This window comes from Priestia sp. 3CA3 (genome assembly GCF_056836725.1).
The window spans coordinates 131,296-149,491 of the sequence record NZ_JBXENJ010000003.1; the positions used below are offsets into that span (position 1 = coordinate 131,296).

Here is an 18,196-nt window from a genome sequence, read left to right on the forward strand (position 1 = left end):
CCTCCTTTTTACTTAGTATTGTTTGAGCAGCTCCCTTTAATGCTGTAGTTAGACAGATTTATTAGAATTACTAATGAAGTTATCATTTTCAAATAACATTTTCTTATATATCTAATAAAAAAAGATCAATAAATCTGTATACCGTATGAATAACATTATACAAATATAAAATAATCTTATGTTCTACTAAAACAAACTCTAAATAAAAATTCAACCTTTTTAGAATTTTATCGTCAAAAGGATCACGTTTTTTCAGTTTTCCTCATAAGAAAACTGCTTTGTTTTTTATACCAAAGCAGTTTTTTTGTAAACATGTACAAAAAGGAAAAACTCATGGGCAGTAAACCATTATATACCTCTGCGAGCAAAATCTACAAAACGAAACTTATCAAGACGATGACGTGATTCCGTATATTGAAAAAGACTTGCATCTTCTAAATACACATAGTTTCTTACTACCACAATATGTTCATAGTCTTTTAAATCTAAGTAACACTTATCTTCATCCGTCAGCTCATCAACGGAAATTTCTTTTTTTGCAAAGCTGATTTTCAGCCCAAGATCTTTTTCTAAGTATTCATAAATAGAGCCTTTGCATATGTCTTTTGTGAGGTGAGGAACATACTTTTTATGAAAAAAATCTTTATCTAAAATAATTTTTTCTCCATCGATTTCACGCGCTCGAACTACTTTCCATATGAGATCTTTTTTCGTCGCCCCAAGCTGTGTGCACAGATCTTGATCGGCCTTGACTAATTCAAACTCTTTTACAATAGTAGTCGATGTATGTCCTAGCTTTTCCGCGACTTCTTTGAAGCTAACAAGTCCTGATACTGGAAAATCAAAGCGTGATACGTCTAATACAAAAGAACCTTTTCCTTTCATTTTTTGAATGTACCCATTTTGCGAGAGTAAATTTAACGCTTTCCGTATCGTTTCACGGGACGTTTGATACTGTTCAACAAGCTCATTTTCAGAAGGAAGTTTTGTATTAGGACGCCAGTCACCGCGTTTAATTTTATCGACTAACTGTTCGTAAATGCTGATAAATTTATTTTCTTTCAATTGCCATCACCTATTTTACTTTCTATATATACCCAATTGTATAAAAAGAACGATAGATTGTCACCCATCGTTCTTTTCACTTTTTCTCTATTTTTTTAAATGATACACGATTGATTCATACGGCCGAAGTAAGACTCGCTTGAATTCCTTTGGTGAATCTTCGTAGTTAGACAGCAATATTTCACTATGATATCCTTCAAAAGTTAGATTTTCTGGCAGTTCAAAGGCTGTTTCGCTGCCGTAGAAATTGTTTATTACGAGCAGCTTTTCATCTGCTCCATTTCGGATATAAGCGAAAATCTGCTCGTCTTCTCCAAGAATCAATTCATAGTTTCCATAGGTGATAATCTCGTACTGCTTGCGCAGTGCAATAAGCTTTTGATAAAAATAAAAGATTGAATCTTTATCCTCTAACGCTTTTTCTACATTAATTTTACGGTAGTTATCGGCCGGATTAATCCATGGCTTTCCTTTTGTAAAACCTGCATTCGGCTTATCGTTCCATTGCACCGGTGTACGGGAATTATCTCTTGATTTATGTTTTAAAATTTCCAAAATTTCATTTTCGTCCATTCCTTGTGCACGTTTTATTTCATACACATTTAATGACTCCACATCTCTATATTCATCAATAGAGGAAAACTTCGGGTTTGTCATACCTATTTCTTCGCCTTGATAGATATAAGGCGTTCCCTGCATCAAATGAATCGTTGTAGCGAGCATTTTAGCAGATTTATTATGATAGAGTTCGTCGTCTCCATAGCGTGAAACAACGCGAGGCTGATCATGGTTGCACCAAAATAATGCATTCCATCCCCCACCTTTATTCATTTCCGTTTGCCAAGTTGATAGAATCTCTTTTAATTTAATAAAATCAAAATCTGCTAGGGCCCACTTTTCTCCATTCGGGTAATCGACTTTCAAATGATGAAAATTAAACGTCATACTAAGCTCGCGTCGGTCCGGATGAGAGTACTGAATACAGTGGTCAACAGTTGTGGACGACATTTCTCCAACGGTCATACTATCATATTTTGAAAAAACTTCTTGATTCATTTCCCGCATATATTCGTGCACGCGAGGACCGTCGGTGTAGAATTTCCGGCCATCTCCTGGTGCAACGGAACCATCATCATCTAAAAAACGCTGATCTTTTGAAATTAAATTAATAACGTCCAGACGAAATCCATCTACTCCTTTTTCAAACCAAAACGTCATCATGTCATACACGCTGCGGCGCACACGCTCGTTTTCCCAGTTCAAATCCGCTTGCGTAACATCAAACAAATGCAGATACGATTGTTCTGTGAGGTTATCATGCTCCCACGCGGATCCCCCAAATTTTGAAACCCAATTCGTCGGAGCACTTCCATCTTCTTTTTGATCTTTCCAAATATAAAAATCTCTGTACGGGTTATCTTTCGATTTTTTAGCTTCTTGAAACCATTCATGTTCAGTTGATGTATGATTAACGACAATATCCATGATGACTTTAAGCCCCCGCTTATGCGCTTCTGTTACTAAACGATCAAAGTCCTCCATTGTTCCGTATTCTTCTTGAATAACAAAATAATCACTTATATCATATCCATTATCCCGCTGTGGTGATTTATAAATTGGCGTTAGCCACAGAACATCTACCCCGAGCTTTTTCAAATAATCTAGCTTTTCAATAATGCCAGCTATATCACCCACGCCGTTTCCAGTCGTATCATAAAAACTTTTTGGATAAATTTGATAAACAACCGATTTTTTCCACCAAGGTTCTTGCATCTTTAACACCACCATTTAATTCTTAGAATTATGTTGAAATGAGTCTGTACCCGCGACCGTTGATGTAACGGTTGATTTTTTCTGAAGCTTTCCGAGCGTTAACGTTAAAAGAAACGGCACAACGATTACGATGACCATTCCAATAATAAAAGGCGGCCAGCTCTGTGGAACAATTGATAACGGAGCTGGTATACCCCCAATTCCTACCGACGCTGCTTTCACTCCGGCTACAGATATGACAATACCGGCAATAGCTGAACCAATCACTGCAGAAATAAAAGCAAATCTAAAACGCAAATTCACACCAAACATTGCAGGTTCCGTAATGCCAAGCCACGCTGAAACCCCTGACGTTAAAGATAATCCTTTTAATTTCTCATCATCTTTTGAAAGAACCATTATCGCGAAAGCCGCAGAGCCCTGTGCAATATTCGATAATGCTACCATTGGCCATAAGAACGTACTCCCTATGCTTCCAATCAGCTGTAAATCTACGGCCAAAAATGTATGGTGCATCCCTGTAATAACAAGAGGAGCGTATAAACCTCCATATACAAGCCCTCCAATAAATGGAGCCGTTTTAAACAGCCATACAACTGCATCTGTAATAACATTTCCTATTGCAAATGTAATTGGACCAATTACAATAAAAGCGAGAAACCCTGTTACTAAAAGAGCTACAGGTGCTACAATCAAAAGTTGAAATCCATCCGGTATGCGTTTTCGTAAGAATAATTCGATTTTTGCCAAGACGAATGAAGCAACTAACACGGGTAAAACCTGTCCTTGATAGCCTACTTTCTCAACATGCAGGCCAAATAAATTCCACGTATCAATACTTCCTTTTTTTAATGCTTCTCCGTAAGACCAAGCATTTAGCAAGTCAGGATGTACAAGCATGAGCCCAAGGACAATTCCAAATAAAGGACTTCCTCCAAAACGCGTAACAGCTGACCACCCAATAAGAGCTGGCAAAAAGGCAAAAGCCGTATTCGCAATTAAATTAATCATGCTTGCGAAGTCTTTCCACTGTGTATGAACATCTACGATTGATTTATCATCGTAAAAAATTCCGGCTCCTGTTAGTACATTATTGATTCCCATCAATAAACCCGCGGTTACGATGGCCGGTAAAATAGGAATAAAAATGTCAGCTAATGTTTTTATTGCGCGCTGCAGCGGATTTAAGTTTTTAGCCGCTTCGTTTTTCACTTCTTCTTTTGATAGCTCGCCTATACCTGTAAGCGCCACCATTTCTTTATATACTTTATCCACCGTGCCTTGACCAATGACAACTTGAAACTGGCCGTTTGTAGAAAAAGATCCTTTTACTAATTCGTGCTCATCTAGCATACGTTGATTGACTTTACCTTCATCTTTTAAAACAAGTCGAAGGCGCGTTACACAGTGCGTTGCAGCAGAGATATTTTCTTTTCCGCCAACGGCTTCTACAATGCGTTCAACAGATTCTCGATTCATGTCTTTTCCCCCTTGTTTCCGCTTTCATTTTACTCCTATATCTCCTATCCCCCATATAAATCTCACCACAAACCTGTATATACAAGTTTTATATTTTTATTCTAACCTGTATATACAAGTCCGTCAACAAAAATAAAATTACTTCTTTTTCATTTCATGATATAGTCAAAAAGCAAAGTGTATGGAAGGAGACATTACAATGCTGCAAGTAAGATTAATGGGAACACAAGAAGAAATTAATGAAGCAATCAAACAATTTGAACAGAACTACCATATAGAACATCAGTCAAAAGAATATACGCGAAGCGCTAATCCAAAATATGAGCACAAAAAAGATACTCGCGTTTATCTTTCAATGCATTTAAAGGATAAATAAAAAGAACAAGAGCATAGCATGCTCTTGTTCTTTTTATTTTATATCGAACCAATTTGATGGAAAGGGTTGCTCTCAGGATCCGTAACTTTTTTTGTTAACTGAATTATTTTTCGTAATTCATCAATTGGAACTTGCCCAGGAGCTGAGCTGCTTTTCCCTACAGCGAAAGTAACAGACGAGCCGTACATCCATCCGACAATTCGGCTAATAGCTCCTAACCCTCCCATCGACATGGTAATGAGAGGAATGCTGAGCTCTTTTTCAGCCTCTCTTGTAGCTTCCAATAAAGTTAAAACATCTTGATTGTTCTGAGGCATGACAGCTGCTTTTGCTGCATCTGCTCCGTAAAATTCAGCTAGAAATAAGCTTTTAAAAATTTCCGCTTTAGGAGGCGTAAAAGAAAAATTATGATAAGAAAGCACAAGTTTCTTGTTATTTTCCTTGGACACTTCACGCAAATAGCGGATGTGATCCGGTTGATTTGATACTTCAAAATCAATAATTGCTACATACGGGTGTTTACATACCTCTGCAAGTATGGCTACTACTTCCTTTTCTGATAAAGAAATAGGCTGTCCTCCTTCCTTTTGAGAACGTACAGTAAGCAAAATAGGAGTGCGCTCACTATTTTCATATATATCTTTAGCTGCAGAAAGGACGCTGTTCATATCTTGAATTTCTTCATAAAAATCTAGGCGCCATTCAATTATATCCGGCTTTTTTAATAGAATGTCCGCCAGCTCTGTTAAAAGCTCTTTGTGATTTTTGCCTACTAGAGGCGTACAAATAGATGGAGAATGAGTTCCTTCCACACTCTCTAACATAGGAACAGCTCCTTTTTATCAAAGTTAAATGTTTCCGTTTTCATTTCAGCATTTGTTCCATACTTGTTAAACAGATACATGGTGTACTTTCTTATCCGGTGAGTAAATATCCATGATGTTCCAATGTCCTGATGTTGGTACAGGATTGTTTAACATCGCTACATCAATTACAACTGGTTTATTAGAAGCAATAGCTCTTTGCAGTGCAGGTTTGAACTCTTCGGCTGATTGAATTTTTATACCTTCTACTCCATAAGCTTTAGCGATACTTGCAAAGTCAGGAGAATAAACCTCTCCATCTTTTTCAAATACCGTGCCTAGAGTGGTTCCAAAATGTGCTTTTTGCAGTCCAGCGATCGTACCAAACGCAAAGTTATTCATAACGATCCAAACCACAGGAATATTCTCTTCAGCTGCCGTAGCAAGCACAGCTGGATTTTGGCCGAATCCCCCGTCTCCTACTAGAGAAACAACTACTTTATCAGGCTGAGCTACCTTTGCTCCTAAAGCTGCCGGCGCTCCAAATCCCATTGTAGCAAAACCTCCTGGAGTTAATATACTTCCAGCTTCATAGATTGGAAACTGTTGTCCTACCCCGTTCTTATTCCAGCCTACATCAGTAGTAATATAGGCATCTTTCGGCAGGACTTCACGAACTTCATTTAAAATTCGCTGCGGCTGCATTGGAAATGAATTGTCGTGAATATACTCTTCATTGCTAGCTTTGAACTCTTCACGATAAGAAGCAATCTCTTTTATTAATGCTTCGTTTTTTACTCCTTCCGGAATAAGCTGTTTAGCCACGCGATTCAAGACTTTAAGGGCTTGTTTTAAATCCGCCACTACACCAATTTCGGCAGGATAATTACGCCCTATCTCACTAGGATCAATATCAATATGAATTAATTTTGTTTGTGAAAAATCAAACGTATATTCCGGCTCCCAGGAGCTAGAATCTGCTTCTGCAAATCGTGTTCCTAATGCTAAAATATAATCGGCAGTCCGACACTTTTCATTAATAAACTTCGTACCCCAAAAACCAGTCATCCCTAGAGTCAAGTCATGATCATCTGAAAGTGCTCCTTTGCCCATTAAGGAGTGGGCTACCGGAATGTTCAAGTGATCCACAAGCTCTTTTAATTCATTTGCTGCATCTGCTAATAGGATACCTCCGCCTACATATAACACTGGATTTTTGGCATTAACTAATTTTTGTACAATACTCTTTGCCGTTTCATCATCGATAGAAGGTTTTTGCAAAGATTTCGTTTGACGATGCAGTCGATCAAATAAAGAAACATCGATCTTTTTTGAAAAGATATCCATTGGTACAGATACTAATACGGGGCCAGGATTTCCACTTTCCGCTAGTAAAAATGCTTTCTCTAATATTTCCGGAAATAAATCTGGACGGTCAACTCTCCATGCACGCTTAACGAATGGACGATAAATTTCATATTGCGAAGCATCAGCATGTAAATTTACCTCTTGATGCGGATGCTTTCCATAATAATGAGTAGGAACATCACCAGCGATGACAACCATTGGAATTGAATCTAACGCTGCATTGGCTACACCTGTAGCAGCATTTGTTAATCCAGGACCTAAGTGACTTAATACTACTGCTGCTTTTTTCGTCACACGCGCATAGCCATCAGCTGCGTGCGCTGCAATTTGTTCATGTCGAACGTTGATAAATTTAATTTTGCTTTCTTCTAAGGCTGTTAATACCGCTATGTTTGTATGACCACACAAACCAAAAATATGCTCGATGCCTCGTTCCTCAAGATAATTTACTAATTGATGTGATATTAATTTTTCCATTGTATATCCTCCTTTAAATTCACTGTATATTTTGTCAAGTAATAAACTCAGCTACGATAGGTGTAGGACAATCATTTTTGTTTCTGTCATATCTTCAATCGCAAATCGAGGTCCTTCTCTACCAACGCCGCTGTCTTTTATTCCACCGTACGGCCAATGGTCGAGTCGAAAATTAGAGGTTCCATTAATCACAACTCCTCCTACTTCTAGAGATTCAGCCACACGGTAAGCTAAATCCATTTGATTTGTAAACAGCCCTGCTTGCAAACCGAATGATGAATCATTTGTTTCCCGAATAGCTTCTTCAATATTTTGATAAGGAATGATGCTCACCACAGGTCCAAACACTTCTTGACATACTACTTTGCTTTGTTTAGGAGGATTTAATAGAACAGTAGGTTCTATAGAAGCCCCTGTCTTTTTGCCGCCGCATATCAGTTTTGCACCTAAATCGACTGCTTCTTCAATCCAAGCCAAAACTCGGTTTGCTGCTTTTTCATCTACTAAACATCCAACATCCGTCTGCGGCAGCAGAGGATCACCAACTTTTAAAGACGTTACCTCATTCTTCAGAAGCTCTGTAAATTCAGAAACAACTGAGTCATGTACATAAATACGCTGAACTGAAATACAGCTTTGACCGGAGTTGCTAAACCCTGTTCTCCCACACATTTCAGCAGCTTTTTTAATATCAGCATCTTCATGAACAATTGTTGAAGCATTTCCTCCTAACTCTAGAAGGACTTTTTTCATTCCAGCCAGTTCACATATATTTCTGCTTGCCACTGTTCCACCAGTAAAAGAAATTATATTTACACGGTCATCTTTTACGATTTGCTGCCCTGTTTCTACTCCCCCTAAAACCATGTTAATAGCGCATTCAGGCATTCCAGCTTCTAATAATAGAGCTATAAACTCTGAAGCAACTAAAGTTGTTTGCGGAGCTGGTTTTAAAATAACACTGTTGCCAGCAGCAAAAGCTGGTCCAATTTTGTGGCATACTAAATTCAAAGGTGCATTAAAAGGAGTAATAGCGGCAACAACTCCGACTGGTACACGAAATGTGGAAGCTATCGCTTTTCCTCCTCGTTCGGAAGCATCTCCTGGTATCGTCTCACCGATAAGCCTTTTTGCTTCTTCCGCAGATTGCTCTAATGTTTCTACAGATCGAGATACTTCGTCCAACGTATTCTTCATCGGTTTTCCTAACTCATTTGAGATGAGAGAAGCAAATTTTTCTTTTTGCTTTTCCAAAAGCCGTGCTGCTTCTTTTAAAATTTTGGCCCTTTCATAAGAAGACAGACTCGCAATTGTTTTTTTGGCTTCATAGGCAGCTGATAGCGCTTGTTCCACATCTTCTGGCGTTGCTATAATTTGTTCACCAATTACTTCCTGCGAATACGGACTTTTAATACTTACTGCTGATCGATTACCTTCAAGCCATTCTGTATTTACATAAGGCCTTGCTCGTCTAAAGCTCATTGAGATCTCTCCTTTTAACAATTGACCTGATTGCCTTTTTAGATCGATCTAATTTTAATTTTAGATCGATCTAAAATTTGACGCAGTTTTCTATAAATTCTACTGATTTAAAGTAATAACTCGTTTTGTAAACGTTATCATAATCCTACAACAGAAATTTTAATCTAGCAATAGAAAATTAAAGAATTTTCTAAAAATATTTATTAATATTGATTATAATCTCTTAAGCAGCGTCACATTCACTTCCCTTTTTTTCTAACATACACTGTAGAAATATCAAAGATAGCAGTATTATCAATATAATAAAGGTTTATGATCTTGATCGAGCTGAACTATTGCTTTTTTGTTTTACTCACAGCTGATCCCATCTGTTGACTAACAGAAATTTTATAAATGTAAGCTGATACTTGTTTCTTAGGACATAATATCCTTTCACTGTTTTTACAAACAGTAAAATTTGTATTATAATTCTAATAACTCAAATACAAAATAATAAGTTTTTTATTGTTAAAAACAGAAAGAGGCTTTGAAAAATGACTTACAGCGAGATGTCTCTTAGAGAAAAAAGCATTGTATTTATTGGCTTTATGGGCGTAGGTAAAACAACAATCGGCGAACTAGTCGCTAAGAAATTATACAGAGATTTTGTCGATATAGACCAAGAAATCGAAAAAATGTTTCAAATGCCTACCTCACAAATCTTTAAAGAGTTTGGTGAAGAGTTTTTCCGAAATAAAGAAAAAGAAGTAATTAGCCAGTTATCTCAGCAGCGTTTAAAAATTATATCCGTTGGCGGAGGCGCATTTCTTCAAGAAGAAATTCAAAAAATATGCTTATCAAATTGTATTGTATTCTTTTTAGACCTTTCATGGGATTCATGGAAAGAGCGCATCAGCCTCATTATTGACAGTCGCCCTGTTTTACAAGGAAGAAGTCTAGAGGATATTGAAAAATTATTTTATACGCGACAAGCAATTTATTCCAACCACCACTCCAAAGTAGAAACTGACAATTTGGATATTGAAGAAGTAGCAAATTATATCGTTGATTCCTTGAAAATGGCTTGGGATATTTACGAACCGTCTAAATAATTCACAAGGAAAAGAAGCAGTTCATTAACTGCTTCTTTTTTTTGATGACGATTCTCGAACAACTAACTGAGGTGTTAAAATAATGCGATGATGATGTTCTTTTTTATCAACAATTTGGTTATGAAGACACCGTGCAGCATCTTTTCCTATTTGTCTTGCAAAAGAAGAGACGGTTGTTAGAGTAGGGTGACATACAGATGATTCCATGACATTATCAAATCCTACTACCGCTATATCTTCTCCGAGAACAATCCCTTTCTCTTTTAAACCTTGCATAACACCAAATGCAACTAAGTCGCTAAAACAAAAAACTGCTGTTGGAGGCTCAGAAATGTTCAGTACTTGATGTGCAGCTTCTACACCGCCGCTTCTTGTCGGACCGCTCGGAATAACAAGCTCTTCATCAATAGAAATTCCTGCGTTCTTTAGTGCCGAACGGTAACCTTCCATTCTTTCTTTCCACGTTGTAGAACCGGTTGTTCCTCCTAAAAATGCAATTCTTTTGTGTCCCTGTTCAAGTAAGTGTTGAACCGCTTTTTGAACGCCTAAGCTATAATCTACCCCTACATAATCTGACTCCACCTCAGGCAATTCCCTTACTGCTAGTACTGAAGGAACATCTAGATGCTGAATTTTTCTTATCGTATCTTCCGATGTACCCGCAACAGGACATAAAATAATGCCTCCTACCCGGTGCTCCAGCATTGTAGAAAGCAGCTGATCCTGTCGATTATCCGAATCAAACGTCGTACCTAAAAACACCGTATATCCGTCTTTCTCGAGCTCCTCGTGTACTCCAATTAACAATTCTGTAAAAAACGTATTAGATATATCCGTAATAATAACTCCGATTGTTGATGAAGTTTGAGATCTTAAATTTGCCGCAATTCGGTCATACACGTATCCTAACTCTTTCATCGAAGCTAGAACTTTTTCCCTTGTTTTTTCAGAAACACTTGGACTATTTCGCACAATAAGCGAAGCAGTAGCTCGAGATACTCCCGCGTGTTCTGCCACTTGTTGTAAGGTTACACGTTTGCGTTTACTTTGTTTCAATTTATTCCACCAACCCTTTATAACGCACCTTTTATAATTATTTTACAATTATCTAAAATAAAAGAAAAGCTTCATTCTTTCACGATGTTCTCTGACAAGGACTCAGTAACAAAAAAAGACGTAGCTTAATGCTACGTCTTTTCTTCCTAATGGGAACTCATATAAAAATTGATAAAAAAGGCAATGGTGATTACATACATCATCCAATGAATTTCGCGATGGCGTCCTGTAAACAGTTTAATCGCTGTGTATGAAATGAAGCCGAATGCTAACCCTTCTGCAATGCTGTAGGTTAACGGCATCATGACAATTGTTAAGAAAGCGGGAACAACTTCAGTGAAATCGTCGAAGTTAACGTTTCGAATGTCACTTAGCATAAGCGAACCAATAATAATGAGTGCTGGAGCAGTAGCAACGCTTGGGATAAATTGAATAAGCGGTGCAAAAAACAAGGTAAATATAAATAATATGGCAACCGTTAATGCCTTTAAGCCGGTACGCCCTCCTTCTGCAATACCTGTTGCATTTTCAATATACGTATTTAACGCAGTGCTTCCAAAAATAGCACTCGCCATTGTACCAATTGAATCTGCTGCAAGCGCGCGATTTAAACCTGGAATTTTACCGTTTTTATCTACTAAGTTTGCTTTTTTAGATAGTCCAATCAATGTCGCTAGCGTATCAAATAATTCTACGATGGTGAAAGAAAATACAACTGAAAAAATGCCGTAGGCAACTGCACCCTTTAAATCCATTTGAAAGAATGTTTCTCCAACGCTTGGCGGCGTAGCTGAAAAGACGTCTTTCAGAGAATGAGGAACTGCTTGTACTCCTACAATCATTGCTAATATTGTGGTAGCAAAAATACTTATAATAAGAGCACCTTTTACATTTTTAGCCATCAGTACAGCTGCTAATATCAGCCCAAAAATAGCAAGTAACGGGCCTTTATCCATGACATTTCCAAGCCCTACAAAAGTAGACTCGTTTGCCACAACTAATCCAGCGTTTTTCAAACCGATAAACGCAACAAAAAGACCAATTCCAACTGCTATTGAAGACTTTAATACGTTCGGAATGGCATCAATAATCTTTCCGCGTATTCCTGTTACCGTTAAAACAAAAAATAAGACCCCGGATATAAAAACTGCTCCAAGTGCCGTTTGCCATGACAATCCTTGTCCTAATACTACTGAATACGTAAAAAACGCATTTAAACCCATCCCTGGACCGGTTACAATCGGGAAGTTTGCCCATAGAGCCATCAGTAACGTACTAAATACAATGGCATAAATGGTAGCTGCAAGAGCCGCTTCTCGAGGGATACCCGCGTCAGACATGATAATGGGATTGACGATTACCATATAACTGACCGTCATAAAAGTTGTAAGTCCTGCTAGTATTTCTTGTTTTGGTGTTGTGTTGCGCTCTGATAGTTTAAACAAGCGCTCTAATATTCCGTTACGCTCCAACACGCGCGCCTCCCTACTTCTAAAAAAAATAAAAAATCCTACCTATTCAAATGTCCTAAAAAGGACACGATTTAGGAGGATTTTACGTTTCAAAGTAAAATCTTTTGTCCTATTATAGTCTTAATTTGTAGATATGCAAAGGTGGAAAACGCTATCATTATAAAAATTTTTATCTTCCGTTAGTTTGGAATTTTGAAAATTTATTTCTCTTATCTTTTTAGTCTGTTGCAAGAGTACTCTTTTTACTCATTTATACAAAAAAGAGATTGAGACATAACTAAATAAATCCATTCTAAAGACAAATAAATGGAATAACCGCAGAAGTCTACGCCTTGTCCTCCAATCAACAGCTAGAAGCAACTAAACAGATGAAACCTACGTTCACCTTGACAACAAAAAACTCAAATTATTAATCAATAACTCCGATTAATAATTCGAGTTTTACTTTTGTTAAAATACTTTTATCCCAGCCTCTTCTTCGTTTTACATCTTACGAAATTAAAAGTGGAATTCTTTTTAAAAGACGATCTATCGAATGATTTGCCTCTTTCAGCACAATTCCTTGGTCAATGGTTTTTAACTGGCGATTCTCCATCACAATTTCACCGTCAACCATTGTTAGTTCTACATCTCCTCGCGTTGCTGAATACACAACTCTGGAAATAGGGTCTACGCCGTAAGATGGAAAAGTATGAAGCTGATTTAAATTTAAAATGGCAAGATCCGCTTTTTTCCCAACCTCTAAACTTCCAATTTCTTTTTCAAGCCCAACTGCTTTCGCTCCGCCGATTGTAGCCATTTCGAGCACGTGCTTTGCATTCATGGCTGTTGGTCCGTAAGAGGGTTTATGAATCGTAGCGGCCAGCCTCATTTCGTTGAACATATCCAAATTATTATTACAAGGAGCACCATCAGCGCCAAGGCTTAAAAATACACCTTGCTCTAATAAACTGGGCACATCTGCGATTCCCGATGCAAGTTTTAAGTTTGAGCCTGGGCAATGACTGACTTTTACTCCTTGATTCTTAATAATTTGCTTTTCTTGATCGTTTAGCCACACACAGTGCGCTAAAATAAGGCGCTCATTGGCTAATCCTAAATGGTCTAAGTACATGATATTTCTCATACCTGTTTCAGCTTCTACAATGCGAATTTCTTCTTGATTCTCAGAAGCATGAGTATGGACATGAACATTATAGGCAGCTGATAAATGGCTCACTTCACGCAGCAAATCTTCCGTACACGACAGCACAAATCTTGGGGAGAATGCGTATCGAATACGACCGTTATTTGAATTATGCCATTTTTCAAGCAGCTCTACGCTTTCTTTAATCGAGTCAGCCGTTGTCTCCTGCAGAGCTTTTGGCAGATCGTCGCCTTTTTTATCCATCATTACTTTTCCTGCAAGAGCTCGGATTCCACTCTTAGATATAGCTTGAAAAGCACAGTCTGTATGATGAACAGTTTCCATATCGACAATTGTTGTAGTCCCGCTTTGAATGAGTTCACCGATCCCTAACAGTGCTGAATAATAGATAGATTCTTCATCATGCGAAGCTTCAAGCGGCCATATTTTCTTCTTTAGCCAGTCTAGCAGCTCTAAATCATCTGCTTGCCCTCTAAAAAGCGTTTGACATAAATGAATATGAGTATGTATAAAGCCCGGCACAATCGTTTTATTTGCTGCGTCAATGACTTTATCTACCTTTTCCGGATGCAGATTTTTCCCGATGGCTGCAATACGATTTCCAACAATATAAAGGTCACCGTAAATAATATCATTCTTCTCATTCATCGTAATAATCTCTGCATTTTTAATTAATGTGTGCGTCATACCTTCTTTCCCCTCTTTCGTAACATCTATCTATTTCTAGCTCAAACCGAACACTAACATCTTCAAGCAATCTTTCTTACACTGGTCTTAAATATATATGGTGCATGCTCTGAGTTGAATAAGTGCAGGTAACCTCATGGGCGATAGAGACTTTGGGTAAAAAAAATTCCTAGCTGATTATACAGCTAGGAGGTTGGATTTATGATAAAATCCCAAGTCCCTTTTTCAAGAGGTTATACGAAATCGCAGGAGAATAATGTGATCTTGTATTTATAATATGGTGTTTTCAGTCTATATACCAGCTTTTTGTCAGAAGTTCTAACATTGTTTTTTTATTCTTTTTCACTATGTGACTTTTCTTGACACCCTTAATTTTCATGTTATGCAATTTATTCTCGTTTCTTCTATGTAATATTTACTAAAAATAAAGAATCTATCTTCTGTTTCTATACAAAACAGAAAAGTTATTTTATGATTTGTATGATTAAAAAACTACAAATCTATATTTTAGGGGTGATTAACTTGGAAAAAATAAATGTTGGCTGTCGTTTTACGCTTTCCGTTATGAGCGATAACTTCATCGATATTATTTTAAGCGCACTAAACGAAGTGGATATGTCTAAAGTTCAGCGAAAAACGGACCGTGTTAGTACGTTTATTGAAGGAACTGCCAAAGACGTATTTGAAGTTGTACAGGCCATTTATAAAAGTGCTGGAAAATCAGAAAAGCATATTGTGCTGAATGCCACGTTTTCAACAGGGCGTCACGAAGAATATTTCGAAGAAAGAAAAATAAACTCAAAAGAAAACATACCTTTAAACCAACAGCTTTGTGCTTCGTTCCCTGTATCCACTCAATTTTCTTTGTATCCATTAGATACGCCGCATTATGTAGACATCATCAAAAGCGGAATTGGCGCAGTTAAACAACAGGGAGTATTTGCCGAAACCGTGCCTTTTGCAACAGCTCTAGAAGGAGATGTGGACAAAGTATTCGCTTCTCTATACGAATGCTTTATGAAATCTGTACAGCAAGCTCGTGTCGTGATGACAGTTAATATGTCAGCACACAGCCCTTCTTCAAAACGATAAATTACTTCTTATCTATTTATAAAGATAGAGTACTAGAAAGGATTTATATGAATATGGCTACAAAAAGAACGTTTTTTGCTTTTTCCCTGATAGGTGCATTATTATGTCTATTAGTCGTACCAAACTCTGTTCAGGCTAGTGAAAAACCTGCTCATTTAACGGTTGCTTCTTACACGCAGTTCTTGAAAGGGCAAGGTGATAAAAGTTCACTGTATGAATTTTCAAAACTGTCGCGTCAACAAAAACAAAAAGTTGTACAATCACTAAGGGATCCATCTCTGTTCAAAATGGATATTGAAGAGAGCAGCGGCACGGTCGAAGCTGCAAGTACAGCAGCATACGGAGCAAAAACGGCTTCACCTTTATTCAAAACAGCAGCTTATACGGCTTCTTATAAAGCGGCTGGATTTACAACAACAAAACTAACGGTGTATGTAGATTATTACACAAAAAGCTCCTCAGTAACTTCAGTCAAAAGTGTACGAGGTGTGGTCACAAAAAACGTAAACCCCCTTGTGTCTATTTCAAAAAAGAGCTCAAAATCTTGGGTACAAAATAATCGAGCCTACGGGCGAATTGACTGGCAGTGGAAAGTTGCAGCTAAAAATGCTGGAATCAAAAGACAAACCGCTTATGGTACGGCTTCCGGCGCTTCTGGCGGATCTACAGCTACAGTCAATTGATAATGAGGAATAAACGATGAAAAAAATGATGTGGTGGATTATTGGTATTACGGCCGGGGTGCTTTTACTAGGAATTCTGGTAGGTTATTTATCATTTTACAGCATATAAAAACAGCAGGTAATTTCACCTGCTGTTTTTTATCTAAATGTCATATTCTTGTCATAAAATTAAAACCTCCACTTACAGTGTCTAAGTGCCTGTAAGAAGAGGTTGGGATCACAATTGTTAGTAAGCCTGGTCTCTTCTCATCTTTCAAGCACTGCTTGTGGGAGTTGGCACGGTTCTATAAAGTCCGTTGCCGAGGTTTCACAGGGCCTATCCCTCCGCCTCTCTTGATAAGAAGTTTGTCGAATTTTGTTGATAATTGTTGATAAGATAAATATTATGTTACATGCTGCACAAACAGATGTCAACTACTTTTCAGAAAATTGTTTTCCCTCTAAAACTATGATATCGCTACCATTACTATGACAACTAGGTTACAAATATATAAATTTTTTATATTTTTTTATTACGCTTTTACAGCTGACTTTTTCTCAAAAGAAGTAATAGCCTCATCTAGCATACGAATGCCGTCATCTATCTGTTCTTTTGTCACAGTAAGCGGAGGTACCATGCGAATAACTTCACTTGCATTTCCGCAAAAATAAAATAACACGCCTTTTTCTAAAGCTAAGTCCAAAATCTCGAATAAAGCGTCTCCATCTCCTTCTCCCGTATGCGGATTAACAATTTCAATTCCAATCATAAGTCCTAAACCACGGATATCTCCAATAACTGAATGTTTTTCCTTTAAAAGATGCAGCTTTTCTAATGCATAAGCGCCCATTTTTTTCGTGTTATCCAGCAGCTGTTCTTCTTTCATCACTTCAAGAGTTGCAAGAGCTGCTGAGCATCCGATAGGATTCCCTCCAAATGTTGTACTATGTGTGCCAAGAGGCCACTGCTTCATTAATTCTTGAGAAGCGACCGTTGCGCTAAGCGGAATTCCAGAAGCAATTCCTTTTGCTATAGCCATAATATCTGGTACAACATCAAAGGTTTGGCCAGCAAACCATTCACCGGTACGGCCAAACCCTGTTTGCACTTCATCAAAAATAAGTAATATTCCGTGACGATCACAAATCTCTCTTAACTTCTTCATCCAGCTTTTCGGAGGGATAATATAGCCGCCTTCACCTAATACTGGTTCCAAAATAACGGCAGCCACTTCTTCAGGAGTGACTTGGTGCTTAAAGAGTATTTCAAAATCTTTTTCAAGCTTTTCAGTGAAGTATACATCGCTGTCTAGCTCCGCAGAGCACTCTTTTGGATTGGCATATGGAAGTTGATACGTCAGTCCCGAAGGCTGCTGAAATTGTCTATATTTGCTTTTCGATGTTGTAACACTTAAAGCTCCCATCGAGCGTCCATGAAAACATCCTAAAAAAGAAATAACATACGGACGCTTTGTGACATGTCTCGCTAATTTTAAGGCTCCTTCAATTGCTTCTGTGCCGCTATTTCCAAAGAAAAAGCAGTCTAAATTGCCCGGCGTTACTTTTCCTAACTCATCGGCTAACTTTAATATCGATTCGTACATAATGACACCTGAGGGACCGTGCAATAATTGATCTGCTCCGTCTTTGATTGCTTTTACTACTTTCGGATGTCTGTGTCCTACATTTGTCGTAGCGATTCCGGAAGTAAAATCGAGATATTCTTTACCATCCAATCCATAATAATAGCATCCTTCTTCTTTCACAACGGGCAAATTCGGATGATCTTTAGCCATTGTCGGTGCTAGCAATTCAGGCATTCTTTCAAATAAGTGACTCCAATCTTTAGACATACTACATCCTCCTTGAAATTATACAAATCAATTAATCTTATTCCGAAATATAGTTACTTATTAAACAATATTAGGAAATCCAGTTATACTAAACGCTTTAATAGAATAGTAATAAAACTTATTTTACTATGCATTTTTATTAAAATCAATTGTATAAATATTTATATATAAAATTAATATGCGGGGTCTCATCCCTTCCGCTTTTCCCATAGGAGTCTTCGCCTTTCCCTCCAATCAACAGCCAGAAGTACTTACATATATGAAACCTGTGTTCACCATAACCATAAAAAAATCCGAACGATTAATCGTTCGG

General features: G+C 37.7%; 14 protein-coding genes and 1 riboswitch. Of the genes, 4 read left to right on the top strand and 10 right to left on the bottom strand.

What is annotated here, in order from left to right:
* Nucleotides 1-348: 348 nt before the first annotated feature.
* The 3 genes from treR to treP all read right to left on the bottom strand — a co-directional run bounded on the left by treR (nucleotide 349) and on the right by treP (nucleotide 4,317).
* Nucleotides 349-1,065 (bottom strand): trehalose operon repressor, encoded by a 717-nt coding sequence (treR, locus tag AC1VNJ_RS10085; protein WP_013055666.1) that lies wholly within the window; start codon nucleotides 1,063-1,065, stop codon nucleotides 349-351.
* An 87-nt stretch (nucleotides 1,066-1,152) separates the two neighbouring features.
* A complete protein-coding gene (gene treC, locus AC1VNJ_RS10090; RefSeq protein WP_247807327.1) occupies nucleotides 1,153-2,838 on the bottom strand; it encodes an alpha,alpha-phosphotrehalase in 1,686 nt (561 codons plus the stop codon).
* A gap of 15 nt (nucleotides 2,839-2,853) precedes the next feature.
* Nucleotides 2,854-4,317 (bottom strand): PTS system trehalose-specific EIIBC component, encoded by a 1,464-nt coding sequence (treP, locus tag AC1VNJ_RS10095; protein WP_482640756.1) that lies wholly within the window; start codon nucleotides 4,315-4,317, stop codon nucleotides 2,854-2,856.
* Nucleotides 4,318-4,516: 199 nt separating this feature from the next.
* On the opposite strand from treP, the gene AC1VNJ_RS10100 reads away from it, so the two are divergent.
* Nucleotides 4,517-4,693: a YvzF family protein gene (locus AC1VNJ_RS10100; protein WP_081356462.1), complete on the top strand. Its 177-nt coding sequence runs from the start codon at nucleotides 4,517-4,519 to the stop codon at nucleotides 4,691-4,693.
* Nucleotides 4,694-4,731: 38 nt separating this feature from the next.
* On the opposite strand, the gene aroD is transcribed toward AC1VNJ_RS10100, so the two are convergent.
* The 3 genes from aroD to AC1VNJ_RS10115 all read right to left on the bottom strand — a co-directional run bounded on the left by aroD (nucleotide 4,732) and on the right by AC1VNJ_RS10115 (nucleotide 8,823).
* Nucleotides 4,732-5,517: a type I 3-dehydroquinate dehydratase gene (gene aroD, locus AC1VNJ_RS10105; protein WP_115653164.1), complete on the bottom strand. Its 786-nt coding sequence runs from the start codon at nucleotides 5,515-5,517 to the stop codon at nucleotides 4,732-4,734.
* Between the two features lie 66 nt (nucleotides 5,518-5,583).
* A complete protein-coding gene (locus AC1VNJ_RS10110; RefSeq protein ID WP_034269738.1) occupies nucleotides 5,584-7,341 on the bottom strand; it encodes a thiamine pyrophosphate-binding protein in 1,758 nt (585 codons plus the stop codon).
* A 51-nt stretch (nucleotides 7,342-7,392) separates the two neighbouring features.
* A complete protein-coding gene (locus AC1VNJ_RS10115; RefSeq protein ID WP_482640757.1) occupies nucleotides 7,393-8,823 on the bottom strand; it encodes an aldehyde dehydrogenase family protein in 1,431 nt (476 codons plus the stop codon).
* 533 nt (nucleotides 8,824-9,356) lie between these two features.
* On the opposite strand from AC1VNJ_RS10115, the gene AC1VNJ_RS10120 reads away from it, so the two are divergent.
* Nucleotides 9,357-9,914 (top strand): shikimate kinase, encoded by a 558-nt coding sequence (locus AC1VNJ_RS10120; protein ID WP_028412204.1) that lies wholly within the window; start codon nucleotides 9,357-9,359, stop codon nucleotides 9,912-9,914.
* Between the two features lie 24 nt (nucleotides 9,915-9,938).
* Here the strand turns inward: AC1VNJ_RS10120 and AC1VNJ_RS10125 are convergent, their stop codons facing one another.
* The 3 genes from AC1VNJ_RS10125 to AC1VNJ_RS10135 form a co-directional block, all read right to left on the bottom strand.
* A complete protein-coding gene (locus AC1VNJ_RS10125) occupies nucleotides 9,939-10,970 on the bottom strand; it encodes a LacI family DNA-binding transcriptional regulator (protein WP_482640758.1) in 1,032 nt (343 codons plus the stop codon).
* 146 nt (nucleotides 10,971-11,116) lie between these two features.
* The gene (locus AC1VNJ_RS10130; protein ID WP_016763224.1) at nucleotides 11,117-12,442 is read right to left on the bottom strand and encodes an NCS2 family permease; all 1,326 of its coding nucleotides are present in this window, start codon (nucleotides 12,440-12,442) and stop codon (nucleotides 11,117-11,119) included.
* A 490-nt stretch (nucleotides 12,443-12,932) separates the two neighbouring features.
* On the bottom strand, nucleotides 12,933-14,276 hold the full coding sequence (locus AC1VNJ_RS10135) for a 5'-deoxyadenosine deaminase (RefSeq protein WP_482640759.1): 1,344 nt from the start codon (nucleotides 14,274-14,276) through the stop codon (nucleotides 12,933-12,935).
* A gap of 513 nt (nucleotides 14,277-14,789) precedes the next feature.
* Here AC1VNJ_RS10135 and AC1VNJ_RS10140 point away from each other — a divergent pair.
* Both AC1VNJ_RS10140 and AC1VNJ_RS10145 read left to right on the top strand, forming a co-directional pair.
* Nucleotides 14,790-15,368, top strand: coding sequence for a YkoF family thiamine/hydroxymethylpyrimidine-binding protein (locus tag AC1VNJ_RS10140; protein ID WP_325076013.1), 579 nt, complete (start codon nucleotides 14,790-14,792; stop codon nucleotides 15,366-15,368).
* 53 nt (nucleotides 15,369-15,421) lie between these two features.
* Nucleotides 15,422-16,051, top strand: a complete 630-nt coding sequence (locus AC1VNJ_RS10145; protein ID WP_034269729.1) for a hypothetical protein — start codon at nucleotides 15,422-15,424, stop codon at nucleotides 16,049-16,051.
* Between the two features lie 243 nt (nucleotides 16,052-16,294).
* Nucleotides 16,295-16,394: riboswitch (SAM riboswitch) on the bottom strand.
* A gap of 169 nt (nucleotides 16,395-16,563) precedes the next feature.
* On the opposite strand, the gene AC1VNJ_RS10150 is transcribed toward AC1VNJ_RS10145, so the two are convergent.
* Nucleotides 16,564-17,883, bottom strand: coding sequence for an aspartate aminotransferase family protein (locus AC1VNJ_RS10150; protein ID WP_034269726.1), 1,320 nt, complete (start codon nucleotides 17,881-17,883; stop codon nucleotides 16,564-16,566).
* Nucleotides 17,884-18,196: the final 313 nt, after the last annotated feature.